The sequence below is a fragment of the Raineya orbicola genome (genome assembly GCF_002843425.1).
Lineage (GTDB): Bacteria > Bacteroidota > Bacteroidia > Cytophagales > Thermonemataceae > Raineya > Raineya orbicola.
Window position 1 is genome coordinate 1 of sequence record NZ_NKXO01000004.1, and the last position, 12488, is coordinate 12488.

General features: G+C 38.1%; 10 protein-coding genes. 4 read left to right on the forward strand and 6 right to left on the reverse strand.

Translation table 11 applies throughout. The annotated features are described in order from the left end of the window. Positions 1–303: 303 nt before the first annotated feature. Positions 304–819 carry a YfiR family protein gene (locus Rain11_RS01520; RefSeq protein ID WP_101357566.1) on the forward strand — a complete coding sequence of 172 codons (516 nt, stop codon included), beginning with the start codon at positions 304–306 and terminating at the stop codon, positions 817–819. 22 nt (positions 820–841) lie between these two features. Here Rain11_RS01520 and Rain11_RS01525 read toward each other — a convergent pair whose 3' ends face one another. Next, a complete protein-coding gene (locus Rain11_RS01525) occupies positions 842–2221 on the reverse strand; it encodes an MATE family efflux transporter (RefSeq protein WP_101357567.1) in 1380 nt (459 codons plus the stop codon). A gap of 6 nt (positions 2222–2227) precedes the next feature. Further along, positions 2228–3328 carry an aminotransferase class V-fold PLP-dependent enzyme gene (locus Rain11_RS01530; protein WP_101357568.1) on the reverse strand — a complete coding sequence of 367 codons (1101 nt, stop codon included), beginning with the start codon at positions 3326–3328 and terminating at the stop codon, positions 2228–2230. 267 nt (positions 3329–3595) lie between these two features. On the opposite strand from Rain11_RS01530, the gene Rain11_RS01535 reads away from it, so the two are divergent. The 3 genes from Rain11_RS01535 to Rain11_RS01545 all read left to right on the forward strand — a co-directional run bounded on the left by Rain11_RS01535 (position 3596) and on the right by Rain11_RS01545 (position 8833). Next, on the forward strand, positions 3596–6391 hold the full coding sequence (locus Rain11_RS01535) for a DNA translocase FtsK (RefSeq protein ID WP_101357569.1): 2796 nt from the start codon (positions 3596–3598) through the stop codon (positions 6389–6391). A 26-nt stretch (positions 6392–6417) separates the two neighbouring features. Further along, positions 6418–7698, forward strand: a complete 1281-nt coding sequence (locus tag Rain11_RS01540) for a DUF2851 family protein (protein ID WP_101357570.1) — start codon at positions 6418–6420, stop codon at positions 7696–7698. A 79-nt stretch (positions 7699–7777) separates the two neighbouring features. Then, positions 7778–8833 (forward strand): TolB family protein, encoded by a 1056-nt coding sequence (locus tag Rain11_RS01545; RefSeq protein ID WP_101357662.1) that lies wholly within the window; start codon positions 7778–7780, stop codon positions 8831–8833. 39 nt (positions 8834–8872) lie between these two features. Here Rain11_RS01545 and sucC read toward each other — a convergent pair whose 3' ends face one another. The 4 genes from sucC to Rain11_RS01565 all read right to left on the reverse strand — a co-directional run bounded on the left by sucC (position 8873) and on the right by Rain11_RS01565 (position 12485). Then, on the reverse strand, positions 8873–10063 hold the full coding sequence (gene sucC / locus Rain11_RS01550; RefSeq protein ID WP_101357571.1) for an ADP-forming succinate--CoA ligase subunit beta: 1191 nt from the start codon (positions 10061–10063) through the stop codon (positions 8873–8875). Between the two features lie 71 nt (positions 10064–10134). After that, positions 10135–10656 carry a dCTP deaminase gene (gene dcd / locus Rain11_RS01555; protein ID WP_101357572.1) on the reverse strand — a complete coding sequence of 174 codons (522 nt, stop codon included), beginning with the start codon at positions 10654–10656 and terminating at the stop codon, positions 10135–10137. Between the two features lie 12 nt (positions 10657–10668). Next, positions 10669–11625 carry a 3-oxoacyl-ACP synthase III family protein gene (locus tag Rain11_RS01560; protein ID WP_101357663.1) on the reverse strand — a complete coding sequence of 319 codons (957 nt, stop codon included), beginning with the start codon at positions 11623–11625 and terminating at the stop codon, positions 10669–10671. A gap of 77 nt (positions 11626–11702) precedes the next feature. Then, positions 11703–12485, reverse strand: coding sequence for an enoyl-CoA hydratase/isomerase family protein (locus tag Rain11_RS01565; protein ID WP_101357573.1), 783 nt, complete (start codon positions 12483–12485; stop codon positions 11703–11705). Positions 12486–12488 lie beyond the last annotated feature (3 nt).

The following is a 12488-nucleotide window of genomic DNA, read 5'->3' on the forward strand; positions in this document are numbered from 1 at the left end:
GTCAATTTGTGGTCTGGAATTATTGCCTACAAATTCCTAGATAAAAAGCCCACTATTAGAGATTTTCAAGAAAAAAATCTACTTACAAATTTTGAACTTTTTCAAGATATTGCCGCTTAACTCACGTAAGAACATAGAAAAAATTACAAAACCTCTAAAATTTTATCCTAATTACTTTGACTTACTCAAAACTTACATAGAATTTTCTAAAAAAATTTACTTTTTTTGGCAAATTCGTTTTTTTTATCTAACTTTTGTCAAAATTTTATAGTTTTGCCATAAATACCGAAAATTGATACCGCAATGACACGCATTTTATCTTTGGGGCTTTTTTGTTTTTTTATGAGTTTTTTTCAAATGGCTTCGGGACAATCTAATGTACGAAATTATGCCCACCACCCTGTTTATATCTACAATTTTTGCAAATTTACCCAGTGGCCTGCTGTAAAAACAGAACTTAAAATTGGTGTTTTAGGCAATAGTCCTCTCTACGAAGGTTTGCGGCGTATGGCAGCAACCAAAAGCACTTACAATTTGAAATTTATTGTAGAAAGATACAATACCCCTAATGATATTAAAGATTGTGATGTGCTTTTTATACCCTTTACAAGTCCTTTTGATGTAAAAGATATTGCTCAAAAACTTATTGGCAGAAATGTAATGATTATCACCGAAGACGAAAAACATATCCGAGATGCTTGCTTCAATTTTGTGGTGAAAGAAGGCAAGCTAATGTACCAAGTAAATAAACAGCAATGCGACAGAGCCAAACTCAGAGTTTCTACAAAACTTTTGAGCTTGGGTATCATTGTAGATTGAAGCGAAATTTGGTAAAAATATTTCACAAAGCAGTTTTTGAAGGAAACTGCTTTTTTTGTTTTTGAATAAGTTGCCAAAAACGCCGAGTTAGTAAAAAAGCCGATGTGCTTAATCCTGCAAGTAAGCCTACCCAAATACCTACTGCTCCCCAACCTACCTGATGAGAAAGAATGGCAATCGGTAAAGCAATTAGCCAATAGGCTATGACTGCAATCATTGTGGGGATATTGACATCTTCCATTCCACGCAAAATGCCCAAACCCACCGCCTGCGTGCCATCAGAAATCTGAAAAATCCCACCGATAATTAGCAAACTAATCGCAATAGAGACTGCCTTGGGGTCATTTTCAATAAAATGAATCACGATGGTTTCAGGAAAAAGTAGAAATATTATGCAAAAAGTCCCCATTACTAAAATTGCCAAAGCAATCGCAGAAATACCTACTTTTTGCATCTTGTAAAAATTTCTTTCAGCAAAAGCCTGCCCCATACGAATAGCACTGCCAATTCCTATGCCTGATGTAATCATATAAGTAGTGGAAATCAAGGAAATCACAACCCTATGAGCGGCTTGTGAATAGTGGTCTAAATTGCCAATGAGCAGTCCTGCTACTGAAAAAGCCGCTACTTCCAAAAAATACGTAATTCCCACAGGCAAACCCAAACGAAATACCTTTCCGACTTCTCGCCAAGTTAAATCAGGAATGGGAGTGAGCAAAATTTTTCGTGTTTTGGGGTGAGCAAAAAGAAATAGCACTATAAGCAAAAGCATCAGCAAGCGAGCTCCAACGGTAGCCAGTGCCGCTCCTTCCAAGCCCATAGCAGGGAAACCCCAATTTCCGTGTATCAGCAACCAATTAAAAAATACATTCGCTAAAAGTCCTATCCACGTGATAGTCATTGCGACTTTAGTAAGCGAAAGTCCATCAGTAAACTGCTTGCAGACCAGAAAAAATAAAACTGGCATAACTGAATAATTCAGCACTGCTAAGAATTTTTTAGCTTCTTGCGTTACCTCAGGGGTTTGGCGTAGCCATTCAAAATTATCCGTTATAATTTTCAAAACTATCATTGTCAGACTGCCCAAAATGCCCGCTAATACCAATCCGCTCAAAAACACTCTTCGGCTTTCTGCCGCATCTTGCTTTTGGTAGCCTTGCGAAATCAAAGGGGCAATGATATTCATACTCCCAATACTAAGCATACAAATCAAGAAAAAAGTGTCATTGGTTGCTCCTGCGGCGGCAGTAGCTACTACCCCTAAATCTTTAATCATCACCACATCAATTACCCCCATTAAAATGACCCCTAATTGAGCGAAAATGATAGGCAAACTGAAAAAGAAAGTTTTTTTTGCCTCAAGGCGATAAAAACGATATAGTTTATAAAAAGCAAGCATCATAGATTTTCATAGTTCTATTTTCAGGAAAAAATCCTGTAATTGTTGAATTTCTGTTTCGCTAATAGCAGGAAAATTTGCAATTCGGAAAGTATTTTCTTTCCATTTATCATAACCATTTCCTAAACGGAAACCTGCCTGTTTGGCTTTCTCTTTGATAGTGCCAATCTGTTCAGGTTTGCCTTGCAAGGCAATCACGGTACTTGAACGCACTTTTTCATTGTGAATGAGAGGGCGGAAGTAGGGATTTTTTTCAAAAAAACGATACCAACTCACTGCTCTTGCTTGCGTTTTTTTATCAATTTCTTTGATGTTCTCAGAAGTTTCCATCACACGCATCAGCAGGTAAATACCCAACACATTAGGCGTGTGTGTAGTCTGAAATTTTTGCATTTGCTCACAGGTTTTTAACAAGCTGTTGTAGTGTTTATGCTCCCCTATTTCGTGAATACGAGCAATTGCCTTTTCAGAAAGTATCATCAGAGCAAGCCCTGCGGGCAAACCAAAGCACTTCTGCACCGAAGCATACCAAATATCGGCACTTCGCCAAGCAAACTCAATGCCTGCCATAGAAGAGGTTGCATCAACGGCAATGAGCTGTTTGGGGAAATTCTCCTGTACTTTCCTGATAACTTCTATTGGAACTTGTGTGCCATTAGAAGTTTCATTTTGAGTAAAACAAATAAGAGCTTTATCCTCTAACTCTGCTTTACCACTACGCCTTTCGGCAAAAGTAAAGAAAGTTTGTATGCGTTCAGTATCTAAACTCTCATTGATTTCAAAAAGATATTTTTCCGACTTACGATGTAAATAGTGTGTGTATTGATACCACTTTTCGCCAAAAGCTCCATTCAAGATATGATAGCTTTTACTTGTTACCAAAGATTGTGCTATCATTTCCCAACATTCGGTAGCCGAAGAGGCAAATACAATTGTATATTGAGGGGGAATTTGCAGTTTTTGTTTCAGCAAAAAAATAGTTTTTTTCACCATATCCATAAACTCTTGGCTACGATGTGGCAACCCTAAAATTCCTTTATCGTAAGATTCTTGCAAAAAATCTTTTATAGCAGGATAAACCTTAGAAGGACCTACATTAAAATTTATCATAGTGTTAGCAGTTTGCTCACAAAGATAGTGAAATAAGTCAAAAGAATGAGAATTTTCTTGGTAACTAAATTTTAGGCATTTAGATACTTATAGAAGCAAAGCTATAACAAAAAGACTTTGGACTATTAAGCCCAAACCCTTACCCACTATTTTTGGCTTTTTACTCCGCAAGTTCTTAAAACCTACTTTTAAGCATAAACAGCTTCCCAAGGTCTCTCATAAATCCACTTATCAGCATAGGAAATAGCAAAATACTTCCTCGCCCTTATGCAATACAATCAAAAATTACTTATATTTGCAAGTAAATCTCTTGCAATGGCTCAAAATACTTACATTCATCAAGAAATTACTGCTACTACTCCCCCAAAAAAGAAAAAACTTGTTTTCAAGCCACTGAAAGATAGACGTTTTCAGATAGCTTGGGGCTTTTTTTTGTTGTTTTGGGCTTTATATCTACTATTTGCTTTTGTCTCGTATCTTTTTACCGCCCAAGCCGACCAAAGTCTTGTAGAAGCCTATAACGAAACAGGCATACGCGAAGCAGGTGAGGAGGTTGAAAACTGGTTGGGGATTTATGGGGCAATTTTTTCTTACTATTTTATTTATCGTTGGTTTGGTTTGGGGGCATTTTTTCTGATACCCTTACTTGCCAATTGGGGTTTCCAGTGGATTTTCAAGATGTCTATTCTTCCAACCAAAAAAATTTTGGCTCTGCTCTTTTTTGTTGCCCTGTGGCTTTCTACCCTATTAGGATATTTAGCTATTTTTTTGCCTCAAAATTCCTTTGTACATAGTATTGCAGGAGTTACGGGGTTTGCTATTGCCGAACTGCTTTCTAACCTAATAGGCATTGGTACTGTTTTTTTACTGATTGTTGTTTTTTTGGTCTTTGTAGTGTATTTTTTTAATCTGACTACCCTAAAGAAAGCCAATAACAATGCTGATTTACCTCAATCTTCCAAGAAAAAGGAAAAAAATGAAGAAAAAATAATCAGAAAGCCTATCCCCAAAGAAGAGCAAGAAGAATTTGATGATGTGCCTTTACAAGAAAACTTACAAAACAAATTCAGCGAGAATGAAGAAACTGATGATGAATTGGAAAAATTAGGTATTGTGCTTATCAACAAAGCTACAGGGGAAATTATCAAAGAAAACAAAAAAGTTAGTAAGAACACTCCAATTCAAGAAAACAATATCAAAACAGAAAGCAAACTGCAAGGCTCACTCATAGAAAATCGCCAAGAAAATATCCAAGATGTTCTTGAAATCGCCCAGAATGAAAGAAAGCAAGTTTGGGACGCTCCTCATTTAGAATTAGAGCGAGAACAAAAAAATGAATATCCTGAAAAGCAGTTAGTAATGGAAAGCAAAAAACGTAGAAATGATGATGAAATTATTTTAGAAATTCAACCCAATACACCCATAAATACTATTTCACACTTGCAGGAAACTGATTTTGAAGAAAAAAGTTTTGATGAGGAAGAATATGACGAAGATACCATTCCTGAACCTGAAAATAACAATGAACAAGAAGCCGATTGGAATATTGAGAAATTAGGAACTTATGACCCACGCCAAGATTTAAGTCGCTATCAATTTCCAACATTACAACTATTAAATGAAATTCATTCTCGTTTTGAAGTAAGCAAAGAGGAACTGGAAGCCAATAAAAACCGAATTGTAACTACCCTTGCCAACTATGGCATTGGCATTACCTCTATCAAAGCTACTATCGGACCTACAGTAACCCTCTACGAAATTGTGCCTGATGCAGGCGTAAGGATTTCTAAAATCAAAAATTTAGAGGACGATATTGCTCTTTCACTTTCTGCTTTGGGCATACGTATTATTGCCCCTATTCCGGGCAAAGGAACTATCGGTATTGAAGTACCTAACCAAAAACGTGAAGTAGTAGGTATGCGAAACCTACTGGCAAGCGAAAAGTTCCAAAATAGTACAATGGATTTACCTATTGTCTTTGGTAAGACTGTTACCAACGAAATTTTTATGGTAGATTTGACCAAAATGCCTCACTTGCTTATTGCAGGAGCAACAGGGCAAGGTAAATCCGTAGGTCTGAATGTTATTTTGACTTCTCTGCTTTACAAAAAGCACCCTGCTGAACTCAAACTCGTTCTCATAGACCCCAAAAAAGTAGAACTCACGCTTTTCAACAGAGTAGAAAGACATTTTCTTGCCAAATTGCCCAATGAGGAAGAAGCTATCATTACCGATACGTCCAAAGTTATCAACACGCTCAATTCGCTTTGTATTGAAATGGACAACCGCTATTCTTTGCTCAAAGAGGCTTCTTGCCGAAATATCAAAGAATACAACCAAAAATTCAAAGAACGCAAACTTAATCCTAAAAAAGGGCATAGATTTTTACCCTACATTGTCCTGATTATTGATGAGCTTGCTGACCTGATGATTACAGCAGGTAAAGAAGTAGAGCAACCCATTGCACGACTGGCACAACTTGCCCGAGCCATTGGTATTCATTTGGTAGTAGCTACCCAACGCCCTTCTGTAAATGTAATCACAGGAGTTATTAAGGCTAATTTCCCTGCAAGACTATCGTTTAGAGTTACATCCAAAATAGATTCCCGTACCATTTTAGACGCTGGCGGTGCCGAGCAACTGATTGGAATGGGTGATATGCTCTATTCTACGGGTTCGGATTTAGTGCGAGTACAATGTGCCTTTATTGATACTCCCGAAGTGGAAAACATTTGCGAATTTATTGGCTCACAACAAGGATATGCCTCCGCTTACCTCTTACCTGAATATGTAGGCGAAGCAGGTGAAGGTAATCAAGAAGATTTTGATTTTGATGATAGAGATGAACTTTTTGAAGAAGCGGCTCGTATCGTGGTAATGCACCAACAAGGCAGTACCTCACTTTTGCAACGCAGACTCAAATTAGGCTACAACCGAGCAGGCAGAATTATTGACCAACTGGAAAAAGCAGGCATCGTAGGAGCTTTTGAAGGTAGCAAAGCCCGCGAAGTGCTTATCCCCGATGAAGTAAGTCTTGAAAAACATCTGAAAAGCCTGAAATAGTTACAAAAGCTGATTTTCAATAATTTATGCGTGAGGACTTTCTCCATTTCATTTGGCAACATCTTTATTTTTCGCAAGAAAATTTACAGACTCTTGCAGGAGAAAGCCTCAAAATTTTAGACACAGGCAAGTACAACCCCAACGAAGGAGCAGATTTTGAAAATGCTATCGTAGCCTTCAATGGAAAGCACCGAAAAGGCTATGTAGAAATGCATCTCAAAACCTCTGACTGGCTCAAACACGGGCATAACCAAAATGCCAAATATGAAAACGTTATCCTTCACATAGTTTGGGAAAATGATTTGAAAGAATTACAACAAGTACCTTTGCCCACTTTGGAACTCAAAAACAGAGTAAATCCTACCCTTCTGCATAATTACCGACAACTTTTAGCAAATAAAAACTTTATCCCTTGCGAAAACTTATTTGCCGAAGTAGAAAATATCTTTGTTTTAAGCACTTGGGATAAAATGCTGGTGCAAAGACTTGAACGCAAAAGCGAAAAAGTAAAACAAATTTGGCAAGAAACCCGTCAGGATTGGGAAGAAACTACGTACCGATTACTGACAGAAAGTTTTGGCTTCAAAATCAATGCAGAACCTTGTGCTAAACTTGCTCGGCAAACGCCGCTTAAAATCTTTTTGAAACATCAAAATAGTCTTTTGCAAATAGAGGCTTTGCTTTTCGGACAGGCAGGCTTTTTGAGCGAAAATTTAGAAAACGAATATGCCCAAAATTTACAGCGGGAATATCAATTCTTACAGCACAAATATAATTTAGTGCCTTTACAAGTAAGCGAATGGAATTTTTTACGCTTACGTCCTGCGAATTTTCCTACCATTCGGCTGGCACAATTGGCTCAAATTTTGTTTCAAAATGTCAATTTGTTTTCTGTGCTTTTGTATGCAGAAAAGTTTGAAACTTTACAGAAAATTTTTTCTGTTAATGTTTCTGATTATTGGCAAAAGCATTATCATTTTGGAAAAACTACCGAAAAAACCGCTTCGAAATTAGGCAAAAGCAGTTTTCAGAGTTTGCTTATCAATGCGATTGTTCCGCTTTTAGTTTTTTACAGCAAATCTTACCAAAAGCCCGAATATTTAGATAAAGCCATTTCTTTTTTAGAACAACTGCCTGCCGAAAGCAATCACATCATTGAAAAATGGCAAAAAATCGGAGCTGAACCACAATCGGCAGCCGATACGCAAGCTTTGTTGGAACTTTTTCATACTCATTGCCAACTCAAAAAATGCTTGCAATGCGGTATAGGTATTGAGCTCTTACGGAAAAATTACACGAAAAGCTAATAAAAATCATAACAAACTCACTGAAAATTCCGTTATTTGCGTGCTATTTCAAAATGCACCCACTTCAAAATCCTTTGCTATGTGTAAAAATCTTTTCTGTTCTTTACTTTTACTTTGCTGTTTTTCATTTTCTTTTGCTCAAATTCATTATCCACAAGAAAAACACTTCAAGAATGTTCGGCAACTAACTTTCGGGGGCAATAATGCCGAAGCCTATTTCAGCCCCAATGGAAAAAAAATAGTTTTTCAGTCAGATTATCAGGCTTGGGGCGTTTCTTGCGACCAAATTTTTATAGCAGACCTCAAAAAAGATGATTTGAAAAAGAAAAAACCTAAAATGATTAGCACTGCCAAGGGTAGAACGACCTGCTCCTACTTTATGCCCGATGGCAAACATATTCTATACGCTTCTACCCACAAAGCAGATGCCGCTTGCCCTCACGTACCCAAAAGTCCTTCGGGTAAGTACGTATGGGCTATTTACGATAGCTACGATATTTTTATTGCTGATTTGAACGGCAATATCATCAAACAGCTCACCGATACTCATGGGTATGATGCCGAAGCCACTGTTTCACCCAAAGGCGATAAAATTGTTTTTACTTCTATGCGTTCAGGCGATTTAGATTTATGGGTTATGAACATAGACGGCACAGGACTAAAACAAATCACCCGCGATTTAGGCTACGACGGCGGAGCATTTTTTTCTCCCGATGGTTCTATGATTGTATTCCGAGCCTCTCGCCCCAAAACCGAAGACGAAATCCGTGAGTACAAAGAACTTTTAGCACAAGGTCTTGTACAACCTACCAATATGGAAATTTTTGTTTGCAATGCTGATGGCTCTAATCTGCGACAAATTACGAATTTAGGAAAAGCCAACTGGGCTCCTTTTTTTCACCCTTCGGGCAAAAAAATTATTTTCAGTTCCAATCATTTTTCAAAGCGTGGCTATCAGTTTAATTTGTTTATGATAGATTTAGATGGAAAAAATTTAGAGCAAATCTCTTTTGATAACGTTTTTGACGCATTCCCAATGTTTTCGCCTGATGGTAAGAAAATCATTTTCAGTTCTAACCGCAACAATGGTGGCACAAGAGATACTAATCTTTTTATAGCCGATTGGGTTGATTAGCAAACAAAAAAGCCCTCTTTGATGGAGGGCTTTGTATTTTTACGCCAAAACTTGTTGTACTTTTTGGGCGGCTTCTTGAAGCGTAATCGCCGAATACACTTTCAAACCTGACTCATCAATAATTTTCGCTCCTTCTTGGGCATTTGTACCTTGCAAGCGTACAATAATAGGCACATTGATGTTACCAATTTTTTTGTAAGCCTCCACTACCCCATTAGCAACCCTATCACAACGTACAATTCCTCCGAAAATGTTGATGAGAATAGCTTTTACGTTGGGGTCTTTGAGAATGATACGGAAACCAGCCTCCACGGTTTTTGCATTAGCTCCACCGCCTACATCAAGGAAATTAGCAGGTTCGCCACCCGAAAGTTTGATAATATCCATAGTCGCCATAGCAAGCCCTGCCCCATTTACCATACAACCTACATTTCCGTCCAGTTTTACGTAATTTAGGTCATTTTCGCCTGCTTCTACTTCCAGAGGATCTTCTTCCAAAATATCACGCATTTCGGCAAGGTCAGGGTGGCGGAAAAGGGAATTATCATCAAGATTTACTTTGCAATCTACGGCTAAAATTTTATTGTCAGAAGTTTTAAGTACTGGATTTACTTCAAACAAAGAGGCATCACTTTCCAAATAAGCCTTGTAAAGCGATTTAATGAAGGCAACCATTTCTTTATGAGCATTGCCCTCTAATCCCAAAGCAAAAGCAATTTTGCGAGCCTGAAAATCACGCAAACCTACACGCGTATCAATGTATTCTTTGATAATTTTTTCAGGGTGCTTTTCGGCTACTTCCTCAATATCCATACCCCCTTCGGTACTGGCAATAATCACATTCCGAGCAGTAGCTCTATCCAAAAGAATACTCATATAATACTCTTTGGGCTGGCTTTCGCCGGGATAATATACATCTTGGGCAATAAGTACCTTATGTACTTTTTTCCCTTCGGGACCTGTCTGAGGGGTTACAAGTTGCATTCCCAAGATTTTTTCAGAAATTTCGCGTACTTCGTCATAGTTTTTAGCCAGTTTCACACCGCCCCCTTTACCTCTACCCCCTGCGTGAATTTGTGCTTTTACTACAAACCAATTCGTACCTGTTTGGGCATTGAGTTGGCGGGCTACTTCTACGGCTTTGGAAGGTGTATCGGCTACAAAACCTTCTTGAATACGCACCCCATAGCGTTTTAATAATTCTTTGGCTTGATATTCGTGAATGTTCATAAAAAAGACTTTTCGGTTTCAGGGAAAAAGATTCTGCACGAAATTACAAGATTTTTTTGCAAAAAATCAAATTATATCTCAAAATCTTTGTAAAGCAAGCTCGGCTGTACGCTCTGATTGTTCTGATACTTACCACTATTGTATTTTTCAAATTCACCTTCCAAAGTATGATAGTAAATTTGACAAATTTCTACGCCTGCATATATGCGTATGGGCTGTACGCAAAAAATTTCCAATGTCCAATAGCCTGCAAAACCAACATCTCCAAAACCCGCCGTAACGTGTATGAAAAGCCCCAAACGCCCCACCGAGCTTCGCCCCTCCAACATCGGAACACAATTTTCGGTACGAGTGTATTCAATAGTTCTGCCCAAATACAATTTACCTGTTTCTAACACCAAACCCTCTTCGGGAATAGTGATAGAATGAAAACGATTAGGCTTTTTCATATCTAAAACAGGCTCATCATACACCAGCAGTTCGTTATGCAAACGCAAATTATAGCTATTGGGATTGAGCTGTTTAGGGTTGAAAGGTTCAATAAGAATCTCCTTACCCAATCTTTGTAAAATTTCTTTACCTGATAAAATCATAGCTCCAAAAGTTTAATTATTCCAAAATTGAAGCAAAGCCGCTCCATACGAATATCCACCGCCAAATACACTCATTGCAATCAAATCATTCTGTTGAAATTTATGCTGATTTTCCCACAAGGCGATAGCACAGCCCGCACAACCCGTATTTCCCAAATATTCTACATTAGAAAGTAATTTTTCCAAAGGCAATTGTAAATTTTCAGCAACATTTAGGGAAATACGTTTATTAGCTTGGTGCGGTGCAAAATAAGCAATATCAGCAATATTTTTCTGATTACGCTCTAAAACTTTAAGCACTGCTTTACTCATATATTCGCAGGCGTGTAAAAATACATCTCTGCCATTATTCATCAAAAAACCTTCATTGACAGGTTTGAGAAAAACACTTTCATCAGCTTTACCCAAATTTCCTCCTCCTGCCGTAAAAATATCCAGAACTTCCATATAAGGCTGACTCAAGGGCTTTTCCTTGCTTACAAGCATCGCAACCGCTCCATCACCCCACAAATGCCCGCTGTTTTTATCGGTTTCGTCGCTGTATGCCGTATTGTGGTCGGCGGCAATGAGCAGAGCTTTTGAGGATTTTTGCATAGCAAAATAGCCTTGCACCACTTCCAAAGCGTTCAAGAAAGAAGAGCAAGCCGTAGAAAGTGAAAGTACGGGAATATCACCAACTTGCAAGTAACGCTGTGCGGCGTGAGCTAACGTATGAATGGTATCATAAGGCGTGTAAGTAGCTCCTACTATCAAATCTATGTCTGTAAGTTTAATATGAGGAGTTTGTTCTAAATTCTTAATAGCCTTGATAGCCAAAATATTGGTATTTTCACTTTCAGATGCTTTTTTACGCGTATGTATGCCTGTGCGTGTGAGAAACCAGTCCTCACCTAATCCCATAATCTCACTGAAATAGCTATTATCAATAATTTTTTCAGGCAAATAAGCACCTAAGCCTATAATATACACTTCAAAATAAGTTTTTGATTGCGTTGCAAAAATTAAATTTAAAGGGTTTAGGGGTTCTAATACCACTAATTTTTTAATTATTTTCCTGTAAATTTGGCTTCCCTTTTTTCTAAAAATGCTGAAGTTCCTTCTTTGAAATCTTCTGTACGAGTAGCTTTTTGGAAAGCATTTGCTTCTGCCTGATAGCCCACTTCGTTGTAAGTACCAGCATTGGTTGCGGTAATGATAAGTTCTATTGCCGAAGGGCTATTTTTGAGCATTTTTTGGAGTAACTCTTTGGCTTTTTGTAAAAGGGCATTTTTATCAGGTAAAACATAATTTACCAAATGCCAATGCAGAGCTTCTTGTGCCGAAATCATTTCGCCTGTAAGCATCATTTCAAGAGCTTTGGCTTTCCCCACAATTTGTGGCATACGTTGCGTACCCCCATAACCGGGCAAGATGCCTAACTTTACTTCGGGTAAGCCAAACTTGGCATTTTCGCTTGCCAAGCGAATATGGCAAGCCATAGCAATTTCACAACCTCCTCCCAAAGCAAAACCATTTACCGCCGCAATCACAGGCTTGGGGCAATTTTCTATCGCCAAAAAGATTTCTTGACCTGCTTCGGCAAATTTGCGGCTATTTACTTCGGTGAGTTGAGCTATTTCGCTTATATCAGCACCCGCCACAAAAGCTTTCTCGCCTGCTCCCGTCAGAATTACCCCTTTGATGTCCTCATCATCATAAATCGCCTGAAAAGCCTCTTTGAGTTCATTCAAGGTTTCAGTATTGAGTGCATTGAGCTTGCTTTCTCGGTTAATGGTAAGCGTAAGAATACCATTTTCCAATACCCAAAGTAAATTGTTAAAAACTTTCATTGC